Consider the following 20110-nt stretch of genomic DNA (forward strand, 5'->3'; position numbering starts at 1 on the left):
CGCCGCCGACGGCCTCGCGGCGGCCCGGCTGGCGACCGTGCGGCGGCTCGCCGCGGCCTACCGGGCGACGGTGCTGCTCAAGGGCTCCACCACGGTGGTCGCCGAGCCGGACGGCGCCGTCCGGGTGAATCCGACCGGCACCTCCTGGCTGGCCACGGCGGGCAGCGGCGACGTGCTGTCCGGCCTCGCGGGCTCGCTCATGGCGTCCGGTCTCGGCCCGCTGGACGCCGGTGCCCTCGCCGCCCACCTGCACGGGCTGGCCGGCCGGACGGCCGCCGCGGGCGCCCCGGCCGCCGCGCTGGACATCGCGGAGGCGCTGCCGGAGGCGTGGCGGACGGTGCGCACGGCGGCCGGCGGCCGCTGACACCGGTCGTGCCGCCCGGACCGCGGGACGGTACCGTTCCGCGGAACCGAATGCTCCGTTTCATGCGTCTCCCACTGACGACCGCCGGGCCCGGCCGGGGTCGTGAGCCGGGCAGCGGCGCCGGTCTGGGAGACTGATACGCGATGACAACTGCGAAGACGACCGGAACTCCCGCCCTCACCCACGGGGTCCGCGCCGAGGCGGCCATCGACCTGGCCGCCCTGCGGGAGAACCTCGCCGCGCTGGGGGCGCGCACCGATGCCGCGCTGATGGCCGTGGTCAAGGCGGACGCCTACGGCCACGGCGCGCTGCCGTGCGCCCGCGAGGCCGTCGCCGCGGGCGTGCGCTGGCTGGGCACCGCCACCCCCGAGGAGGCGCTCGCCCTGCGTGCCGCGGGCATCCGTCCCGAGCAGGCCCGCATCCTGTGCTGGCTGTGGACGCCGGGCGGCCCCTGGGCCCAGGCGCTGCGCTCGCACGTGGACGTGTCCGTCAGCGGCCTCTGGGCGCTCGACGAGCTGCTCGCAGCCGTCCGCGAGACCGGCGTGCCCGGCCGCGTCCACCTCAAGGCCGACACCGGCCTCGGCCGCAACGGCTGCCAGCCGCACGACTGGCCCGACCTGGTCGCCGCCGCCCTGCGCGCCCAGGCCGAGGGCCTGATCGAGGTCGTCGGGCTCTGGTCGCACTTCGCCGCCGCCGACGAGCCCGGCCACCCCTCCGTCCAGGCCCAGCTGGACGGCTTCGCCTCGGCCGTCGCGTACGCCGAGGCGCAGGGCGTGCGGCCCGAGGTCCGGCACCTGGCGAACTCGCCGGCCACCCTGCTGCTGCCGCAGTCGCACTACGACCTCGTCCGGCCGGGCCTCGCCATGTACGGCCTCTCCCCGGTGCCGGACGTCGGCACCCCCGCCGACTTCGGGCTGCGGCCCGTGATGTCGCTCACGGCCAGGCTCGCCCTGGTCAAGACCGTCCCGGGCGGGCACGGGGTCAGCTACGGCCACCACTACACGACGCCGGGCGACACCACCCTGGGCCTCGTCCCGGTCGGCTACGCGGACGGCATCCCCCGGCACGCCTCCAACACCGGCCCGGTGCAGATCGCCGGCAAGTGGCGCACCGTCGCCGGCCGGGTCGCCATGGACCAGTTCGTCGTCGACCTCGGCGGCGACACCCCGCCGGTCGGCGAGGAGGTCCTGCTCTTCGGCAGCGGCGAGCACGGCGAGCCCACCGCCGAGGACTGGGGCCGCGCCTGCGGCACCCTCTCGTACGAGATCATCACCCGGATCGGCTCCCGGGTGCCGCGCCGCTACGTGGGCGCAGGGGACGGGTCGGGCCTCTGATGGCGGAAGGCGCCGACGGGAATCCGGTCGCCGCGGTGGCCAGGGCCGCCGGGGCGGCCTCCGGCGGTGTGAGCCGGGCCGGCCTGATCGGCATATCGCTCGGCGTGGTCGCAGCCGGTGCCGCCGCCGGCGTCGCCATCGAGCGCCTCACCGTCGGCCGCGAGATGCGCCGCCGCGCCCGCGAGGAGCTGGACGCCGCGGCCCCGTACGGCTCGCTGCGCGGCCGCCCGCGCACCGTCACCGCCCCCGACGGCACCGAACTGTACGTCGAGCTCGACGGCACCGGCTGGGACGCGACCGTGTCCGGCCCGTCCGGGCAGGACGCGCAGCTCGGGCAGCCCGAGGACGAGGGCCAGCGCCGCCGTGCCTGGTTCACCCGGCGCCGCGGCACCGCCAGCGCCGACCGCCCCGACCGCACCGGGCTGCCGGGCCTGCTGGGCGGCACCGGCGCCCTGGCCCGGGCCGGCCGGCCCGCCAAGGCGGCCCCCGCCGACACCCCGCCGCCGCTGACCGTCGTCTTCTGCCACGGCTACTGCCTCAACCAGGACAGCTGGCACTTCCAGCGCGCCGCGTTCCGCGAGGGCCTGCGGCTGGTCTTCTGGGACCAGCGCAGCCACGGCCGCTCCGAGCGCTCCCGCTCGTACCTGGCCGGCGAGCCGGCCTCCATCGACCAGCTCGGCGGCGACCTCAAGGCCGTCCTCGACGCCGTCGTCCCGGAGGGCCCGATCGTGCTGGTCGGCCACTCCATGGGCGGCATGACGGTGATGGCCCTCGCCGACCAGCACCCGGACCTGTTCCGCGAGCGGGTCGCCGGGGTCGGCCTGGTCGGCACCCTGGCCGGCGACTGGGACTCCGTCACCCTCGGCCTGCCCGCGGCCGGCGCCCGGCTGCTGCGCAAGCTCGCCCCCGCCACCGTCAAGCTGCTCGGCCGCCAGGTCGAACTCGTCGAGGCCACCCGGCGGATCGGCGCCGATGTCGCGGCGGTCTTCTACCGCCGCTTCTCCTTCGGCTCCAAGGACGTCGACCCGCAGGTCGTCCGGTTCGCCGAACAGCTCCTCGACGCCACCCCGATCGACGTGGTCGCCGAGTTCTACCCGGCGTTCGGCCTGCACGACAAGAAGGCCGCGCTGGCCGCCCTCGACGGCATCCCCGTCCTCGTCCTGGCCGGCACGGAGGACCTGCTCACCCCGCCCGCGCACAGCGAGGAGATCGCCCGCGCGCTGCCCGGCGCCGAGCTGGTCGTCCTCCCCGAGACCGGCCACCTGCTGATGCTGGAGCGGCCCGACGAGGTCGACCGGCACCTGACCGGGCTGCTGCAGCGGGCCGCCGGCCACGCCGGCGTGCCCGCCCCGCCCGACCCCGGCACCCACCCCTGACCGCGGCACCCGCCGCCACCCGGAAGGACACCGACACTCCCATGGGCAACCAGCTCACCCTCACCGTCGCCACCCCCGAGCGGATGGGCCGGCTCGGGAAGGGCCTCGCCGCGCTGCTGCGCCCCGGCGACCTGGTACTGCTGCACGGGGAGCTCGGCGCCGGCAAGACGACCCTCACCCGCGGTCTCGGCGAGGGACTCGGCGTGCGCGGCGCGGTCACCTCGCCGACCTTCGTGATCGCCCGCGTCCACCCGTCGCTCGGTGGCGGGCCGGCCCTCGTCCACGTCGACGCCTACCGGCTCGGCGGCGGCCTGGACGAGATGGAGGACCTCGACCTGGACGTGTCGCTGCCCGAGTCGGTGGTCGTCGTCGAGTGGGGCGAGGGCAAGGTCGAGCAGCTCAGCGAGGACCGCCTGGAGGTCCGGATCCACCGGGCGATCGGCGGCGCCGCGGAGGAGGCCGACGACCTCGACCCGCGCCGGGTCACCGTCACCGGCCTCGGCGGCCGCTGGGACGGCATCGACCTGGCCGTCCTCGACCGGGACTGATCCCGCCGGCGCGGCCCCGGCAGCCCGCCCCCGTACCTCCGGCCACCTCCCCCCGGGGCCTGACGAGGCCCGACGAGGCCCCGACACTTCCCGACACGGTGTCGGGAAGGTGTTGCGGCCCGGCCTGCCCTCGTGATGGGATGGGAGCTGCGGTTAGGTCTGCCTAACTAGGGAGGCGCCCCGATGGCGAGCACCACCCCCGCTGCGGCACCCACGCCGCAGGACCGTTCCGACGACACCGCGGCCCGGCCCGGCGAGGTCCCGATGCGCGCCCTGCTGGCCTCCTGCGCGTCCGCCGCCGCCGTCTCCACCCCGCCCGCGCGCCCGCGGCCCGCGGCGCAGGACCACCCGGAGCCCACCGCACCGCCGCGCGCCGCCTGACGCACCGCCCCGGCACGCCCGCCCGGCGCTACTCCGCGACGAACACCCGGGTACCGGTCGGCGCGAAGTCCCACAGCACCTGCCCGTCCGCCCGTGACGAGCGGATCCCGCCGGTGCGCAGGTTCGCGTCCGGGGGCGCCGTGGAGCCGTCCACCGCCGCGCCGAAGCCGAACACCACGCCGCTCTGCTGGGTGAACCGCACCACGTGCTCGATCTGCCGGAGGTCGGTGCCCTTCCCGGTCGCCGTCCGGCTGTAGACGCTGTAGCTGCCGGGCGTGGGCTCCGTCGTGCCGGGCGTCACCGCGAACGAGGCCTGCACCTGAGGGTCCTTCCGCGGGTCGACCAGCCACACCCGGTGCTGGGACACCGAGTACACCACCCGGTAGCCCGTGCCCGACGAGGCGGGCAGCGCCGGCATCGACGCGGCCGGGGCCGTCGCGGTCGGCGACGGCTCGGCGGGCGCCCCGGTCGCCGCACGGGCCGCCTCGGCCCGCGCCTGCGCGCCGTCCGCCTGGACGGCCAGGAGAGCCACCACCGCCACGGCCCCCGCCGTCAGCCCGGCGACCACCACGCCCGGAACCGTCCTCACCACGCACGCTCCCACCGCTCGCTGCCCGTGTCCGCCCCATCGTGCCAGGTCCGCGCCCGCCCGATGGTGCGATCCGATGGTGTGTTCCCCACCCCCGCGCCCCGCCGCGGAACCGGCGCAGCCGCCCGCCCCGCACCGCCGGGGCGGCAGCCCCGGCCGACCCTCTAACCTTGATGCGTGCTGCTGCTCGCGTTCGACACCGCAACCCCCGCCGTCACCGCCGCCGTCCACGACGGCACGGCCGTCCTCGCCGAGTCCTACGAGGTCGATGCCAGACGGCACGGCGAGCTGCTCCTGCCCACCATCGGCGACGTGCTGCGCACCGCCGGCGTCGACAAGCGGGAGCTCACCGCGATCGCGGTCGGCGTGGGCCCCGGCCCCTACACCGGCCTGCGGGTCGGCCTGGTCACCGCCGCCGCCCTCGGCCACGCGCTCGGCCTGCCCGTGCACGGCGTCTGCACCCTCGACGCGATCGCCCACCAGGCCCGCCGCGAGGGGCTGACCGGCCCGTTCACCGCGGCCACCGACGCCCGCCGCAAGGAGGTCTACTGGGCCGCCTACGACGAGGACGGCACCCGCACCGACGGCCCCGCCGTCGACCGCCCCGGCGACCTCACCCCGCCGCAGCGCTCGGTCGGCGCCGGAGCCCTGCTCTACCCCGACACCTTTCCCGGCGCGACCGGCCCCGAGCACGTCTCGGCCGGCGCCCTCGCCGACTTCGCCGCCCGGGAGCTCACTGCCGGCCGCGACCTGCTGCCCAACGCCCCGCTCTACCTGCGCCGCCCCGACGCCCAGGTCCCGGCCGGGTACAAGGCGGTGCTCCCCGCATGACCCGCCGGCCCGCCGCGGAGAGGGGCGCCGGATGGACGTGATCCTCCGCCCGATGCGGTGGTGGGACATCGAACCGGTCATGGACCTCGAACTGCGGCTGTTCCCCGAGGACGCCTGGTCACACGCCATGTACTGGTCCGAGCTGGCCGAGGCCCACCCCGGCGGCACCCGCCACTACACCGTCGTCACCACCGAGGACGGCCGCATCGTCGGCTACGCCGGCCTGATGGCCGTCGGCACCGAGGGCGACGTCCAGACCATCGCCGTCGACGAGCGCCTCCAGGGCGCCGGCCTCGGCACCGCGCTGCTCACCGACCTCGTCGAGGAGTCCGCCCGCCGCGGCTGCGCCGAACTGCTGCTGGAGGTCCGGGTCGACAACCTGCGCGCCCAGCGGCTGTACGAGCGGTTCGGCTTCCAGCCGGTCGGCGTCCGCCGCGGCTACTACCAGCCCGCGAACGTCGACGCGCTCGTCATGCGCCTCGACCATCCCACGCACGATTCGAAGGACCCGAAGAATGGCTGACGAACCGCTCGTCCTCGGCATCGAGACCTCCTGCGACGAGACCGGCGTCGGCATCGTCCACGGCACCACGCTGCTCGCCGACGCGGTGGCCTCCAGCGTCAACGACCACGCCCGCTACGGCGGCGTCGTCCCCGAGATCGCCAGCCGCGCACACCTGGAGGCGATGGTCCCGACCATCCGGCGCGCCCTCGACACCGCCGGGATCAAGGCCACCGACCTCGACGGCATCGCCGTCACCGCCGGCCCAGGCCTGGCCGGCGCGCTGCTGGTCGGCGTCTCCGCCGCCAAGGCCTACGCCTGGGCCCTCGACAAGCCGCTGTACGGCGTCAACCACCTCGCCTCGCACATCTGCGTCGACCAGCTGGAGCACGGCCGGCTGCCCGAGCCGACCATGGCGCTGCTGGTCTCCGGCGGCCACTCCTCGCTGCTGCTCTCCTCCGACATCACCAGCGACGTCCGCCCGCTCGGCGCCACCATCGACGACGCCGCCGGCGAGGCCTTCGACAAGGTCGCCCGGGTGCTCGGCCTCGGCTTCCCCGGCGGCCCGGTCGTCGACCGCACCGCCCGCGACGGCGACGGGAAGGCCATCGCCTTCCCGCGCGGCCTCAGCGCCGCGAACGACCCCGCCTACGACTTCTCCTTCTCCGGGCTGAAGACCGCCGTCGCCCGCTGGGTCGAGGCGAAGCGCCGGGCCGGCGAGGAGGTCCCGATCGCCGACGTCGCGGCCTCCTTCCAGGAGGCCGTCACCGACGTGCTCACCCGCAAGGCCGTCCGGGCCTGCAAGGACAACGGCGTCGACCACCTCATGATCGGCGGCGGTGTCGCCGCCAACTCCCGGCTGCGCGAGATGGCCCAGCAGCGCTGCGACAGGGCCGGCATCGTGCTCCGGGTGCCCCGCCCGGGCCTGTGCACCGACAACGGCGCCATGGTCGCCGCGCTCGGCGCCGAGATGGTCCGCCGGGGCCGCACCCCCTCCGCCTTCGACCTGTCCGCGGACTCCTCGCTGCCCGTCACCGAGGTGCACGTCCCGCACACCGAGTTCCACGCGCACGCGCACGAGTCGCTGCGGTGACCCGCGCCCTCATGTGGGAGGCCCGCGCCGCCGCGGGGCGGGCCGCCGAACTGGAGCGGTGGGTGCGCGAAGAGGTGCTGCCGGGCCTGCGTGCCGCCGCCCCCGCGCGCCTCGAACTGCTCACCGCCGAGGGCGACCGCGTCCTGCTCATCACCTGGTGGACGGGCGAGCCCGCGCACGTCCCCGATCCGCCGGACGGGTTGACCGCGCGACCCGTCCACCGCTGGTCGTTCACCAGTACGCACGTCGAGTAGCGTGCCTTCCTGAGAAATCGCTGACCCGGTCCTGCGGCCGGGCTGGGTGGGGGAGCGCACGTTGCCGAAGAGGTCCATGTCCTGTGCCGCGGGGGCGGCAGTCCTGATGGCGGCACTCACCGCCTGCGGCGGCGGCGCACCACAGCACGCCGCCCAGGCGCCGCCCGCCCCGCCAGCCTCCTCCGCACCCACCACCGCCGCGGCCGCGCCCGCGCAGGACAGGACCGCAGCCTGGGCCAAGTGGGGCCTCAAGCCGCTGCCCGCGGCGCCGGCCGCCCCCGCCGACAAGCCGATCAAGCTGGCGGCCACCGGGCCCGTCCCGGTCTTCAGCGAGGTGCCGACCACCGACAAGGTCGTCTTCGTCACCATCGACGACGGCGCCGAGAAGGACCCGAAGTTCGTCGAGATGGCCACCGACCTCAAGGTGCCCTTCTCGATGTTCCTGACCCGCGACATCGTCAGCGGCGACTACGGCTACTTCAAGCCGCTGCAGGCCCTCGGCAACCGCATCCACAACCACTCCGTCGACCACCCCGCGATGAGCCGGCTCTCGCCCGAACGCCAGAAGTCCGAGGTCTGCGACGCCCAGACCGCGCTCACCCAGCAGTACGGCACCGCCCCGCTGCTCTTCCGGCCCCCGTACGGCGACGGCGCGCACACCCCGGCCCTGGGCGCGGCCGTCCGCGCCTGCGGCCCGCGCGCCGTGGTGCTCTGGCGCGAGTCCATGCAGATCCACGACATGCAGTACCAAGCCGCCGACAAGAAGCTCCGCCCCGGCGACATCATCCTCGCCCACTTCCGCGGCCCCAAGGACCTCAAGGGCGAGACGATGACCAAGATGTTCGGCGAGCTGCTGGCCCGGATCCAGGAGCAGGGCTTCGCCGTCGGCCGACTGGAGGACTACATCGCGGCCGGCTGACCCAGCATCATCAGCGGGCCGTCGTCCGTCCGGCTGAGGATCACCGTCACCTCGTGCGGCCCGCTCGGCTTCAACTGCCGGCGCAGCTCCTCCGGGGTGATGGCGATCCCGCGCTTCTTGATCACGACCGTCCCGGCCCCGCGCTCGCGCAGCAGCGCCTTCAACCGCTTCACGTTGTAGGGCTGCACCTCGCCGATCTCGTACGCATGGGCGAAGGCGGTCGGCACCAGCTCGTCCGCCGTCACGTAGGCGATCTGCGGGTCGACCAGCCGGCCGCCCACGCTGCGCGCCACGTCGGCCACCAGCCCGGCCCGGATCACGGCACCGTCCGGCTCGTACAGGTAGCGGCCGACCGGGCCGGCCTCGGCCCGGTCGCCGGTGCCCGACAGGCTGCCGCCGCCCGGCAGCACCGTCGCCCGGTACGGCGCCGCGGCCCCGGTGCCGAACCAGATCACCGCCTCCTTCACCTCGCCGTGGTCGGAGACCCACTCCGCCTCCGCGCCCTCCGGCACCAGCTCGTGCGGGATCCCCGGGGCGACCTTCAACGCCCCGAAGCGGGTCCGCCGCGCCGCCTCCAGCGCCCAGGACAGCGGCGGCGAGTACGCCTCCGGGTCGAAGACCCGCCCGCGCGCGGTCCGCCGCGCCGGATCGGTGAACACCGCGTCGAAGCCGTCGGTGTCCACCTCCGTGACGTCCGCGCAGCGCACCTCCACCAGCTCGGCGAGACCGAGGGCCGCCGCATTGGCCCCGGCCACCGCGCAGGTCAAAGGGTCCCGGTCGACCGCCAGCACCGACACCCCGGCCCGGGCCAGCGCGACCGCGTCCCCGCCGATGCCGCAGCACAGGTCCGCCAGCCGCCGCACGCCCAGACCCGCGAACCGGGCCGCCCGCCACTCGGCGACGCTGCGCCGGGTCGCCTGCTCGACGCCGTTCGGCGTGAAGTACATGCGGTCGGCGTCGGCGCCGAACTTGGCCCGGGCCCGCTGCCGCAGCCGCGCCTGCTCGAACGCGGCCCGCACCAGCTCCGCCGGGTGGTCCCGGCGCAGCCGGGTGGCCAGCGCCAGCTCCCGGTCGGGCGTGAACTCCCGCAGTTCGGCGAGCAGCGCCCGCCCCTCGTCGGTCAGCAGCGCCCGGAACGATTCGATCTCCACCCGGCCATTCTCTCCCGGCCCCTCCCGGTCTCCCCGGTCCGGCAGGCCTTCGTGGCGCGGCCGGGGCTCAGCGGTCGAGCAGCAGGGTCAGGGCGCCCGCGACCAGGACCGGCCCGACGGCCACCAGGGCGACCGGTGCGATCCGGTACCCGCGGCGCGCCGTCACCGCGACCCCGGCCACCGGCATGGTCACGGCGGCGAGCATCAGGGCGACACAGGCCGCCTCCAGGCCGAGCCCGCTGTCCGGCGACGCGAGCGCGAACAGCAGGACGATCACGGCGTACACCGCGCCGGTGCCGAGCGCCGTCTCGACGGCGAGCAGCCAGGCGGTGTGCAGGAGGTCCCGGGTGACGGAGGGTCGGATCGCGGTCATGACGCCATCGTCCCGCCGGCACCGGGCGCCGCACATGAGTACGACTACTCACCCGTACCCGGGGACACCGGCGACCGGCGTTGGCACTCTGGTTGACTGAGTGCTAACCGCGGCCTATGGTCGTTCTTGGCACTCCCCCCAGGGGAGTGCCAACGCGACGGAGCGCGCCTGACCCCCGCGACGGCAGGCCTGCGGACATCGCCCTTCCCTGTTAGACAACCCCGTAATCTCCGAAGGGGAGCTCGGACGTGACCACCAGCAGCAAGGTTGCCATCAAGCCGCTCGAGGACCGCATCGTGGTCCAGCCGCTCGACGCCGAGACCACCACGGCCTCCGGCCTGGTTATCCCGGACACCGCCAAGGAGAAGCCCCAGGAGGGCGTCGTCCTGGCCGTCGGCCCGGGCCGCTTCGAGGACGGCCAGCGCCTGCCGCTCGACGTCGCCGTCGGTGACATCGTCCTGTACTCCAAGTACGGCGGCACCGAGGTCAAGTACCAGGGCGAGGAGTACCTCGTCCTCTCGGCTCGCGACGTTCTCGCCATCATCGAGAAGTAAGCCGTAACGGCCCGCCCCGGAACCGCGTCAGCACTGACCCGGGCCGGGGCGTGCTTGTTGGTCCATCCGTAAAACCCTGAGGAAACGGGAACATGGCGAAGATCCTGCAGTTCGACGAGGACGCCCGCCGCTCGCTGGAGCGCGGTGTCAACAAGCTGGCCGACACGGTCAAGGTGACCATCGGCCCCAAGGGCCGCAACGTCGTCATCGACAAGAAGTTCGGCGCCCCCACCATCACCAACGACGGTGTGACCATCGCCCGCGAGGTCGAGCTCGACGACCCGTACGAGAACCTCGGCGCGCAGCTGGTCAAGGAGGTCGCCACCAAGACCAACGACGTCGCGGGCGACGGCACCACCACCGCCACCGTGCTCGCCCAGGCCCTGGTCAACGAGGGCCTGCGCAACGTCGCCGCCGGCGCCGGCCCGGCCGCCCTGAAGAAGGGCATCGACAAGGCCGTCGCCGCCGTCTCCGAGCACCTGCTCTCGGTGGCCCGCGAGATCGAGGGCAAGGACGACGTCGCCGCCGTCGCGTCCCTCTCCGCCCAGGACACCCAGGTCGGCGAGCTCATCGCCGAGGCGATCGACAAGGTCGGCAAGGACGGTGTCATCACCGTCGAGGAGTCCAACACCTTCGGCGTCGAGCTCGAGTTCACCGAGGGCATGCAGTTCGACAAGGGCTACCTGTCGCCGTACTTCGTGACCGACGCGGAGCGCCAGGAGGCGGTCCTCGACGACCCGTACATCCTGATCAACCAGGGCAAGATCTCCTCCATCCAGGAGCTCCTGCCGCTGCTGGAGAAGATCCTGCAGGGCGGCTCCCGCCCGCTGCTGATCATCGCCGAGGACGTCGACGGCGAGGCGCTGTCCACCCTGGTGGTCAACAAGATCCGCGGCACCTTCAACGCGGTGGCCGTCAAGGCCCCCGGCTTCGGCGACCGCCGCAAGGCGATCCTCGGCGACATCGCGGTCCTCACCGGTGCGACCGTCATCTCCGAGGAGGTCGGCCTCAAGCTCGACCAGGCCGGTCTGGACGTGCTCGGCACCGCCCGCCGCATCACCGTCACCAAGGACGAGACCATCCTCGTCGACGGTGCCGGCGACTCCGAGGCCGTGGCCGGCCGGGTCGGCCAGATCAAGGCCGAGATCGCCTCCACCGACTCCGACTGGGACCGCGAGAAGCTGCAGGAGCGCCTGGCCAAGCTGGCCGGCGGCGTCTGCGTCATCAAGGTCGGCGCCGCCACCGAGGTGGAGCTGAAGGAGCGCAAGCACCGCCTGGAGGACGCCATCTCGGCGACCCGTGCCGCGGTCGAGGAGGGCATCGTCGCCGGTGGCGGCGCCTCCCTCGTGCACGCCGCCAAGGTCCTCGACGGCGGCCTGGGCCTGTCCGGCGACGAGGCGACCGGTGTCGCGGTCGTCCGCAAGGCGCTGGCCGAGCCGCTGCGCTGGATCGCCCAGAACGCCGGCCTGGAGGGCTACGTCATCACCTCCAAGGTCGCCGACCTGGAGACCGGCCACGGCTACAACGCCGCCACCGGCGAGTACGGCGACCTGGTGAAGGCCGGCGTCATCGACCCGGTCAAGGTCACCCGCTCGGCCCTGGAGAACGCCGCCTCCATCGCCTCCCTGCTCCTCACCACCGAGACCCTCGTGGTGGAGAAGAAGGAGGAGGAGGCCGACAACGGCCACGGCCACTCGCACGGCGGCCACGGCCACTCCCACTGACCCCGAGTCGGTCCACCGGAGGCCCGGTTCCTCCCGCCCACCACGGCGGAAGGAGCCGGGCCTCCGGCCTTCCCGGAAGGCGGAGGTGCCCCCGCTCGTCCCGGGGCACCCGTCGCCGCTCGCTCCCGTTCGCTTCCGGCTGGGTCAAAGGGTGGCTTATAACTGAGCCATGATCGAGGCCCGCCACCTCCGAGTGCTCCGCGCTGTCGCCCGCACCGGGTCCTTCTCCGCCGCCGCGCGCGAGCTGGGCTGTACCCAGCCCGCCGTGAGCCAGCAGATGAAGGCACTGGAGAAGTCGGTGGCCACCCCGCTGGTGGTCCGCTCGGGGAAGGGCATGCAGCTCAGCGAGGCCGGCGAGGTGCTGCTGAAGCACGCCTCCGGCATCCTCGCCGGCCTGTCCGCCGCGGAGGAGGAGGTCGCGGCGATCGCCGGTCTGCGCTCGGGCCGGGTGCGCCTGGTGTCGTTCCCGACGGCGAGTTCCACGCTGGTGCCGAAGGCGGTGGCCCAGGTGAGGGCGGCCCGCCCGGGGATGCGCGTGTCACTGGTGGAGGCGGAGCCGCCGGAGTCCCCGGCGATGCTGCGGGCGGGGGAGTGCGAGGTGGCGCTGGCGTTCCGGTACCCGGACTCGCAGGGCGGTGCCGAGGTGGTCCCGTCGCCGCACGCCTCGGCCCGCGAGGCCCGGGCCGAGGCGACGCTGGAGGCCGCGGCGTCCGCGGCCGCGACCGACTGGTCCGACCTGGTGGTGCAGCCGCTGCTGGACGACCCGATGGTGGTCCTGGTGCCGGCCGGCCACCGGCTGGCCGGCCGGGACGGCGGTCCGGTGGGGGTGGGCGAGCTGGCGGACGAGCAGTGGATCGCGGGCTGCCCGCAGTGCCGGGGCCACCTGGTGGAACTGTGCGCCGGCGCCGGTTACCAGCCCCGGATCGACTTCGCGACCGACGACTACCCCGCCGTGGTGGGCCTGGTGGCGGCCGGGCTGGGGGTGGCGGTGCTGCCGGGCATGGCCCTGGACTCGGTGCGCCGCGAGGGCGTGGCGGTGGTGCCGTTGGAGACCGCCGCGGGCGAGCCGGTGCGGCGCGAGGTGGTCGCGCTGACCCTGCCGGATCTGGCGGGGGTGCCCGCGGTGGGGCTGATGCTGGATCAGCTCGCGGCAGCAGCCGCCGCCCGCTGATCGGTCGGCGGCCGCCCGTGCCGGTCGCCGCCGAAACGTTTCTTCATGGCCGGTCCGGCCGGATCCCGCTGCGCCGAGCCCTGGCCGCGCGTCACTGCCGGACGTTCGCCGGCATCGCCAGCGGCACCTCGGCCAGCTGCCTGTTCCGCGAGCGGCCCAGCAGCTCCTCGCGCTCGTCCTCGGTCAGTCCGCCCCACACGCCGTAGGGCTCCCGTACGGCCAGGGCGTGCGCCGCGCACTCGGCCCGGACGGGGCACCGCATGCAGACCTCCTTGGCACTGGCCTCGCGCGAGCTGCGCGCGGCCCCGCGCTCGCCCTCGGGGTGGAAGAAGAGAGAACTGTCGACGCCGCGGCAGGCGGCGGAGAGCTGCCAGTCCCAGAGGTCTGCGTTGGGGCCGGGGAGGCGGGAGAAATCTGCCATGGCTCATTCCCTTCAATGACTCAGGACTCGGGCTCGGATCGACGCGGTTGCAAAAAGGTCTCGGGGCCCGCCCGCTGCGGCGAGGCTGCTCGGGGCCGGTACGGACACCTGGAAATATGACTTACGGCTCCCAACAGGACAAGTCACCCACACACCGACACAACAGTCAATGACCGTATAGAAGCTATAAAAACGGACAAACGGGGCATGGTGGTGGTCAGGCTCCGCGTGGCAATCGGGTGGCAGTGCGCCGGCCGTCCCGAGGTGCGGGCCCGGGACGCCGGGCGTACGCGCCGCGCGGACCGCGCATCCGCTGCACGAATCTGCGGCGTGTGCACCGCGAGGTGGCTGATCCGTGATGGGTCGGCCACGTACAGTGGTGGGGATGGCCCCGAAGGCCGTAACTCATTCGAGTGACGGTCGTTGGATGTACGGAGGCGGTTAGCAAGCGCCGGACGTCGGGAACGATCGCCGTGGCATCGGCGATCAGAACGGGGTCCGTCGCCAGTCGGCCGTGTCGGAGAGGTTTCGTACCAGCCAGGAGGCTCAACGTGACGCGGATCAGCTGCGGAGGACGGTCATGACATCCGTACTCGTCTGCGACGATTCCCCGCTCGCCCGGGAGGCGCTTCGCCGGGCGGTCGCGACCGTGCCCGGCGTCGACCGGGTGACCACTGCGACGAACGGTGAGGAGGTCCTCCGCCGCTGGGTGGCCGACCGCTCCGATCTCGTTCTGATGGACGTCCGCATGCCCGGCCTCGGCGGGGTGGAGACGGTCCGGCGGCTGCTGTCCGCCGATCCGGGCGCCCGCATCATCATGCTCACCGTCGCCGAGGACCTGGACGGCGTGGCGCTCGCGGTCGCCGCCGGCGCCCGCGGCTACCTGCACAAGGACGCCTCGCGCGCCGAACTGCGGGCCACCGTCACCCAGGCGCTCGCCGACCCGACCTGGCGGCTCGCGCCGCGCCGGCTGCGCAGCCCCGACATGGGGGCGGCACCGACGCTGACGGCCCGTGAGATCCAGGTGCTGGAAGGCATGAGCCACGGCCGCAGCAATGCGGAGATCGGCCGTGAGCTGTTCCTCTCGGAGGACACCGTGAAGACGCACGCCCGGCGCCTGTTCAAGAAGCTCGGCGCATCGGACCGCGCGCACGCCGTGGCGCTCGGCTTCCGCTGGGGCCTGGTCCGCTGACCGGGCGGCCGCATCGCGGCTCCCCGGGCCCGGACGTGTGACGTCGTGGTCCCGAGGCTGCACCATGGAGGAGTGGAGCACCTCGGGAACCAGCGGACGGGTACTGCGGAGACGAGTGCAGCCGCAGCAGGAACGACGGGCACAGGGGCGGGAGGCGGTGCGGTGGGTACGGCGATCACGCATAACGTTCCGATGCACAACTCCGGACGCGGTGCCGCGTTCGTCGGAGCGACCAGGCACCATGGACCGATGCGTGACGACGAGGCCGCCGCCCCCGGCGAGGCCCGGCCCGACCCGGCTCCGCCCGGCGGTCCGGGCGACGCGTCGTACGCGGACACCGGCGCGCCCCGCCGGCCCGTGCTCGGCAGCGGCGCGTCCCCCCAGCTGAACGAGGTCGTGGCGGCCGCCGTCGCCGGCGAGGGCCCGGCCGTCGACGCCCTGCTCGCCTACGTCCACCCGCTGGCCCTGCGCTACTGCCGGGGCCGGCTCGTCCGGCTGCCCGGCGGCGCCCGGCACCACGTGGACGACGTGGTGCAGGAGGTCTGCGTGGCGGTGCTCTGCGCACTGCCGCGCTACCGCGACGAGGGCCGGCCCTTCGAGGCCTTCGTCTACGGCATCGCCGCGCACAAGATCGCCGATCTGCAGCGGGCCGCGATGCGCGGCCCCGGCTCCACCGTGATCCCGCCCGACGACCTGCCGGAGACGGCGGACGAGTCGCTCGGCCCGGAGGAGCGCGCCCTGCTCAGCAGCGACGCGGCGTGGATCAAGGAGCTGCTCTCCAACCTGCCGGCCCGCCAGCGCGAACTCGTGCTGCTGCGGGTGGCCGCCGGGCTGTCCGCCGAGGAGACCGGCGAGGTGCTCGGGATGTCCCCGGGGGCCGTCCGGGTCGCCCAGCACCGGGCGCTCAGCCGACTTCGCGCACTCGCGGAAGAGTCCTCCTGACATCCGCGTTGTCAAGGAGAGCGCCAACCGACTCTCCGGACACCAGTACCATGAGGTATCGGCGCCTGGGCAGGTCGCCAAAGTTTCGTGGGTGCGACCGGGGTTCCCTTGGAGGAACCTCCGAGCATTGCGGTGTCTTGGCGGTCCGCCCGTGCCGGTGCGCGCGGGTGTGGCAACGGTCCGACCGCAGACCGACGCCGCGCCCTCCTGAGACCAACGCTCCGGACACCCTCAGCCGGAAGCGATCAGATCAACGGCCGCCACGGAAGGTCCCCACACAATGTCTTACAACGCCGCAGGCGTACCCGAGAAGTTCGCGATGCTCGGGCTCACGTACGACGACGTCCTGCTGCTGCCCGGGGCCTCCGAGGTGCTGCCGAACCAGGTCGACACCTCCTCGCGGGTCTCCCGCAACGTCCGGGTGAACATCCCGCTGCTGTCGGCGGCGATGGACAAGGTCACCGAGTCCCGGATGGCCATCGCCATGGCCCGCCAGGGCGGCGTCGGCGTGCTGCACCGCAACCTGTCGATCGAGGACCAGGTCGGCCAGGTCGACCTGGTGAAGCGCTCCGAGTCCGGCATGGTCGCCGACCCGATCACCGTCGGCCCGGAGGCCACCCTCGCCGAGGCCGACGCGCTCTGTGCCCGGTTCCGGATCAGCGGCGTGCCCGTCGCCGACCCCGAGGGCCGGCTGCTGGGCATCGTCACCAACCGCGACATGGCCTTCGAGTCGGACCGCAGCCGCCAGGTCCGCGAGATCATGACCCCGATGCCGCTGATCACCGGCAAGGTCGGCATCTCAGGCGAGGACGCCATGGCGCTGCTCCGCCGCCACAAGATCGAGAAGCTGCCGCTGGTCGACGGGGACGGCCGGATCAAGGGCCTCATCACGGTCAAGGACTTCGTCAAGGCCGAGCAGTACCCGAACGCCGCCAAGGACTCCGAGGGCCGGCTGCTCGTCGGCGCCGCCGTCGGTGCCTCCGCCGAGGCCTTCGACCGCGCCCAGGCCCTGGTCGGCGCCGGCGTCGACTTCCTGGTCGTCGACACCTCGCACGGCCACAGCCACAACGCCCTCGCCTGGATCGCCAAGATCAAGGCGGCGGTCGGGATCGACGTCATCGGCGGCAACGTCGCCACCCGCGACGGCGCCCAGGCGCTGATCGACGCCGGCGTGGACGGCGTCAAGGTCGGCGTCGGCCCCGGCTCCATCTGCACCACCCGCGTCGTCGCCGGCATCGGCGTGCCGCAGATCACCGCCATCTACGAGGCCGCCCTCGCCTGCCGCGAGGCCGGCGTGCCGGTCATCGGCGACGGCGGCCTGCAGTACTCCGGCGACATCGGCAAGGCGCTCGCCGCCGGCGCCGACACCGTGATGCTCGGCTCGCTGCTGGCCGGCTGCGAGGAGTCGCCCGGCGAGCTGCAGTTCATCAACGGCAAGCAGTACAAGTCCTACCGTGGCATGGGCTCGCTCGGCGCCATGCAGTCCCGCGGCCAGGGGCGCTCCTACTCCAAGGACCGCTACTTCCAGGCCGAGGTCGCCTCGGACGACAAGCTGGTGCCCGAGGGCATCGAGGGCCAGGTGCCGTACCGCGGCCCGCTGTCGGCGGTGCTGCACCAGCTGGTCGGCGGTCTGCGCCAGACCATGGGCTACGTCGGTGCGGCCACCATCGCCGAGATGGAGAGCAAGGGCCGGTTCGTCCGGATCACCGCGGCCGGCCTCAAGGAGAGCCACCCGCACGACATCCAGATGACCGTCGAGGCGCCGAACTACAGCAGCCGGTAAGCAGCCGGCAACGGCCGCACCCGCAGGGGCGCGTGGGGAACCTCCCCACGCGTCCCTCGCGCGTGCGCCCGTGTCGCGGACGGTGGGGCGGCCGCCGGGGCCGGTGCGGGATACTGGGGGGCGGCCGGGGTGACCCGGCCGGCAGATGCACAGCAGCAGAAGGGCTCGAAGTGACTGAGATCGAGATCGGGCGAGGCAAGCGCGGCCGCCGGGCGTACGCCTTCGACGACATCGCCGTCGTCCCCAGCCGCCGTACGCGGGACCCGAAGGAGGTCTCGATCGCCTGGCAGATCGACGCCTACCGCTTCGAGCTGCCCTTCCTGGCGGCCCCGATGGACAGTGTGGTCTCGCCGCAGCAGGCCATCGCCATCGGCAAGCTCGGCGGCCTCGGCGTGCTGAACCTCGAAGGCCTCTGGACCCGCTACGAGGACCCGCAGCCGCTGCTGGAGGAGATCGCCGCCATCTCCGACGAGGCCGCCGCCACCCGGCGCCTGCAGGAGATCTACGCCGAGCCGATCAAGGCCGAGCTGATCGGGCAGCGGATCAAGGAGGTCCGCGACTCCGGCGTGGTCACCGCCGCCGCCCTCTCGCCGCAGCGCACCGCCGAGTTCTCCAAGGCCGTCGTCGACGCCGGTGTGGACGTCTTCGTGATCCGCGGCACCACCGTCTCCGCCGAGCACGTCTCCTCCGCCGCTGAGCCGCTCAACCTCAAGCAGTTCATCTACGAGCTCGACGTGCCGGTCATCGTGGGCGGCTGCGCCACCTACACCGCGGCGCTGCACCTGATGCGCACCGGCGCGGCCGGCGTGCTGGTCGGCTTCGGCGGCGGCGCCGCCCACACCACCCGCAACGTGCTGGGCATCCAGGTGCCGATGGCCACCGCGGTCGCCGACGTGGCCGCCGCCCGCCGCGACTACATGGACGAGTCCGGCGGCCGCTACGTGCACGTCATCGCGGACGGCGGCGTCGGCTATAGCGGCGACATCGCCAAGGCCGTCGCCTGCGGCGCGGACGCGGTGATGATCGGCGCCGCGCTGGCCCGGGCCACCGACGCTCCCGGCAAGGGCCACCACTGGGGCATGGAGGCCGTGCACGACGACGTGCCGCGCGGCAAGAAGGTCGACCTGGGCACCGTCGGCACCATCGCGGAGATCCTCACCGGTCCGTCGCACACCCCCGACGGCACCATGAACCTCTTCGGCGCGCTGCGCCGGGCCATGGCCACCACCGGCTACTCGGAGCTCAAGGAGTTCCAGCGCGTCGAGGTCACCGTCAACCCGGCGCTGCACGGCTGATCCGCCGCTGCTGCTGCCCCCGGAGCCCCCGGCCGTCCGCGCCCGGGGGCTCCGGCGTGCCGGGCGGAGGCCGTGGTGACGGTGTGTCAGCACGGTACCCCGGGTGGAGTGATCGTGCGCCACGATGGGAGAATTCGTGAACGTGTGCGAGCCGGTGGGACGATCGACCCGCCCGTGCCAGTGCTTTTTCGGCCACGAACGGGACGCGGGCCCGCCGCGGACCGTCCGAAGGCCGTGGGGCCGATTGGTCCCGGGCCGAAGCGACAGGGGATGATGGGCACTTGGCGTTCTGAGCCCCGGGTGCCGCCGCCCGCTGCGGCCCGACGCGCCGTCATGACCACACGGCCAGCAACACATGGGGGAGCGCACCGATGACGCAGCCGCAGGAGCCCACCGGCCGTCTGCTCGCCGGCCGGTACCGCTTGAACGACGTCCTCGGCCGTGGCGGAATGGGCACGGTCTGGCGGGCCGAGGACGAGATGCTCGGCCGGGTCGTCGCGGTCAAGGAACTGCGGATGACCGACGCCGTCGACGAGGACGAGAAGCACCGCCTGATCGTCCGGACGCTGCGCGAGGCCAAGGCCACCGCGCGGATCCGGCACACCGCCGCCGTCACCGTCTTCGACGTGGTCGAGGAGGACGAGCGGCCCTGGATCGTCATGGAGCTGGTCGAGTCCCGCTCCCTCGCCGACGTCATCAAGGACGACGGCCCGCTGGAGCCCGCCCGCGCCGCCGCGATCGCCCTCGACGTGCTGGGCGTGCTCTGCGCCGCCCACGAGCACGGCATCCTGCACCGCGACGTCAAGCCGTCCAACGTGCTGATCGGCGACGACGGCCGGGTGGTGCTCACCGACTTCGGCATCGCGAGCGTCGAGGGCGACACCTCCGTCACCTCCACCGGCATGCTGGTCGGAGCCCCCTCGTACATCTCGCCGGAGCGGGCCAAGGGCAGGAAGCCCGGCCCGCCGGCCGACATGTGGTCGCTCGGCGGCACGCTGTACTCGATGGTCGAGGGCAAGCCCCCGTACGACCGGGGGTCGGCGCTCGCCACGCTCACCGCCGTGATGACCGAGGACCTCGCCCCGCCGCTCAACGCCGGCCCGCTGCGGCCGGTCATCGAGGGGCTGCTGGAGAAGGACCCGGACCGGCGCCTGGACGCCTCGGCGACCCGCGCGCAGCTCCGGCGGATCGTCGCCGAGTCCACCGCCCGGGCCGAGGCCACCACCCAGCAGGCCGTCCCGCTGGCCGGCACCGAGCGCAGCGCGGCCGTGCCCGCGGCCGCAGCAGCCGGCGCCGCTGCCGCCGCCGGCACC

Annotated in this window: 22 protein-coding genes; 18 read left to right on the plus strand and 4 right to left on the minus strand. The window is 74.0% G+C overall.

What is annotated here, in order from left to right; all coding sequences use genetic code 11:
• The 5 genes from KSNIM_RS22495 to KSNIM_RS22515 all read left to right on the plus strand — a co-directional run.
• Nucleotides 1–364: NAD(P)H-hydrate dehydratase (locus KSNIM_RS22495; RefSeq protein WP_317634046.1), on the plus strand; the 364-nt coding region annotated here is incomplete at its 5' end.
• Between the two features lie 143 nt (nt 365–507).
• Nucleotides 508–1698 (plus strand): alanine racemase, encoded by a 1191-nt coding sequence (gene alr / locus KSNIM_RS22500; RefSeq protein WP_263104969.1) that lies wholly within the window; start codon nt 508–510, stop codon nt 1696–1698.
• Complete coding sequence (locus KSNIM_RS22505) at nt 1698–3074, plus strand: alpha/beta fold hydrolase (RefSeq protein ID WP_263104970.1); 1377 nt, start codon at nt 1698–1700, stop codon at nt 3072–3074. The genes alr and KSNIM_RS22505 overlap by 1 nt, the downstream gene beginning before the upstream one ends.
• A 41-nt stretch (nt 3075–3115) precedes the next feature.
• Nucleotides 3116–3622 carry a tRNA (adenosine(37)-N6)-threonylcarbamoyltransferase complex ATPase subunit type 1 TsaE gene (tsaE, locus tag KSNIM_RS22510; RefSeq protein WP_263104971.1) on the plus strand — a complete coding sequence of 169 codons (507 nt, stop codon included), beginning with the start codon at nt 3116–3118 and terminating at the stop codon, nt 3620–3622.
• Between the two features lie 183 nt (nt 3623–3805).
• Nucleotides 3806–4003 carry a hypothetical protein gene (locus KSNIM_RS22515; RefSeq protein WP_263104972.1) on the plus strand — a complete coding sequence of 66 codons (198 nt, stop codon included), beginning with the start codon at nt 3806–3808 and terminating at the stop codon, nt 4001–4003.
• A 28-nt stretch (nt 4004–4031) separates the two neighbouring features.
• Here the strand turns inward: KSNIM_RS22515 and KSNIM_RS22520 are convergent, their stop codons facing one another.
• Complete coding sequence (locus tag KSNIM_RS22520; protein WP_317634047.1) at nt 4032–4592, minus strand: hypothetical protein; 561 nt, start codon at nt 4590–4592, stop codon at nt 4032–4034.
• Nucleotides 4593–4769: 177 nt separating this feature from the next.
• On the opposite strand from KSNIM_RS22520, the gene tsaB reads away from it, so the two are divergent.
• From tsaB to KSNIM_RS22545, 5 genes are all read left to right on the plus strand, one after another.
• On the plus strand, nt 4770–5423 hold the full coding sequence (gene tsaB, locus KSNIM_RS22525) for a tRNA (adenosine(37)-N6)-threonylcarbamoyltransferase complex dimerization subunit type 1 TsaB (RefSeq protein WP_263104974.1): 654 nt from the start codon (nt 4770–4772) through the stop codon (nt 5421–5423).
• A gap of 31 nt (nt 5424–5454) precedes the next feature.
• The gene (gene rimI / locus KSNIM_RS22530) at nt 5455–5946 is read left to right on the plus strand and encodes a ribosomal protein S18-alanine N-acetyltransferase (protein ID WP_263104975.1); all 492 of its coding nucleotides are present in this window, start codon (nt 5455–5457) and stop codon (nt 5944–5946) included.
• Entirely contained in the window at nt 5939–7018 is a 1080-nt protein-coding gene (gene tsaD / locus KSNIM_RS22535; protein WP_263104976.1) for a tRNA (adenosine(37)-N6)-threonylcarbamoyltransferase complex transferase subunit TsaD, read from the plus strand. Before rimI ends, tsaD begins: the two co-directional genes overlap by 8 nt.
• Nucleotides 7015–7272, plus strand: a complete 258-nt coding sequence (locus KSNIM_RS22540; RefSeq protein WP_263104977.1) for a haloacid dehalogenase-like hydrolase — start codon at nt 7015–7017, stop codon at nt 7270–7272. The genes tsaD and KSNIM_RS22540 overlap by 4 nt, the downstream gene beginning before the upstream one ends.
• 61 nt (nt 7273–7333) lie before the next feature.
• Complete coding sequence (locus KSNIM_RS22545) at nt 7334–8191, plus strand: polysaccharide deacetylase family protein (protein ID WP_263104978.1); 858 nt, start codon at nt 7334–7336, stop codon at nt 8189–8191.
• On the opposite strand, the gene KSNIM_RS22550 is transcribed toward KSNIM_RS22545, so the two are convergent.
• Together KSNIM_RS22550 and KSNIM_RS22555 are read right to left on the minus strand one after the other, a co-directional pair.
• Nucleotides 8173–9342 (minus strand): class I SAM-dependent methyltransferase, encoded by a 1170-nt coding sequence (locus tag KSNIM_RS22550; protein ID WP_263104979.1) that lies wholly within the window; start codon nt 9340–9342, stop codon nt 8173–8175. The two genes, KSNIM_RS22545 and KSNIM_RS22550, sit on opposite strands and share 19 nt — an antisense overlap.
• Before the next feature lie 67 nt (nt 9343–9409).
• Nucleotides 9410–9715: a hypothetical protein gene (locus KSNIM_RS22555; RefSeq protein WP_263104980.1), complete on the minus strand. Its 306-nt coding sequence runs from the start codon at nt 9713–9715 to the stop codon at nt 9410–9412.
• Nucleotides 9716–9963: 248 nt separating this feature from the next.
• Between KSNIM_RS22555 and groES the strand changes: the two genes are divergently transcribed.
• From groES to KSNIM_RS22570, 3 genes are all read left to right on the plus strand, one after another.
• Nucleotides 9964–10269, plus strand: a complete 306-nt coding sequence (gene groES / locus KSNIM_RS22560) for a co-chaperone GroES (RefSeq protein WP_014136232.1) — start codon at nt 9964–9966, stop codon at nt 10267–10269.
• 92 nt (nt 10270–10361) lie between these two features.
• Complete coding sequence (gene groL / locus KSNIM_RS22565; protein ID WP_263104981.1) at nt 10362–11993, plus strand: chaperonin GroEL; 1632 nt, start codon at nt 10362–10364, stop codon at nt 11991–11993.
• Nucleotides 11994–12162: 169 nt separating this feature from the next.
• Nucleotides 12163–13164, plus strand: coding sequence for a LysR family transcriptional regulator (locus tag KSNIM_RS22570; RefSeq protein ID WP_263104982.1), 1002 nt, complete (start codon nt 12163–12165; stop codon nt 13162–13164).
• 91 nt (nt 13165–13255) lie between these two features.
• Here the strand turns inward: KSNIM_RS22570 and KSNIM_RS22575 are convergent, their stop codons facing one another.
• Complete coding sequence (locus KSNIM_RS22575) at nt 13256–13585, minus strand: WhiB family transcriptional regulator (protein WP_030263366.1); 330 nt, start codon at nt 13583–13585, stop codon at nt 13256–13258.
• 580 nt (nt 13586–14165) lie between these two features.
• Between KSNIM_RS22575 and KSNIM_RS22580 the strand changes: the two genes are divergently transcribed.
• From KSNIM_RS22580 to KSNIM_RS22600, 5 genes are all read left to right on the plus strand, one after another.
• Nucleotides 14166–14777 carry a response regulator transcription factor gene (locus KSNIM_RS22580; protein ID WP_014136228.1) on the plus strand — a complete coding sequence of 204 codons (612 nt, stop codon included), beginning with the start codon at nt 14166–14168 and terminating at the stop codon, nt 14775–14777.
• Between the two features lie 249 nt (nt 14778–15026).
• Nucleotides 15027–15719 carry an RNA polymerase sigma factor ShbA gene (gene shbA / locus KSNIM_RS22585; protein ID WP_317634048.1) on the plus strand — a complete coding sequence of 231 codons (693 nt, stop codon included), beginning with the start codon at nt 15027–15029 and terminating at the stop codon, nt 15717–15719.
• A 280-nt stretch (nt 15720–15999) separates the two neighbouring features.
• Entirely contained in the window at nt 16000–17502 is a 1503-nt protein-coding gene (gene guaB, locus KSNIM_RS22590; RefSeq protein ID WP_263104984.1) for an IMP dehydrogenase, read from the plus strand.
• A gap of 170 nt (nt 17503–17672) precedes the next feature.
• Nucleotides 17673–18797 carry a GuaB3 family IMP dehydrogenase-related protein gene (locus KSNIM_RS22595; protein ID WP_263104985.1) on the plus strand — a complete coding sequence of 375 codons (1125 nt, stop codon included), beginning with the start codon at nt 17673–17675 and terminating at the stop codon, nt 18795–18797.
• Between the two features lie 371 nt (nt 18798–19168).
• Nucleotides 19169–20110, plus strand: a 942-nt coding sequence (locus KSNIM_RS22600) for a serine/threonine-protein kinase (protein ID WP_263104986.1), incomplete at its 3' end; no start/stop codon positions are given.

Origin of the sequence: Kitasatospora sp. DSM 101779 (assembly GCF_025655475.1) — a bacterium.
In the GTDB taxonomy this organism is placed as follows: Bacteria; Actinomycetota; Actinomycetes; order Streptomycetales; family Streptomycetaceae; genus Kitasatospora.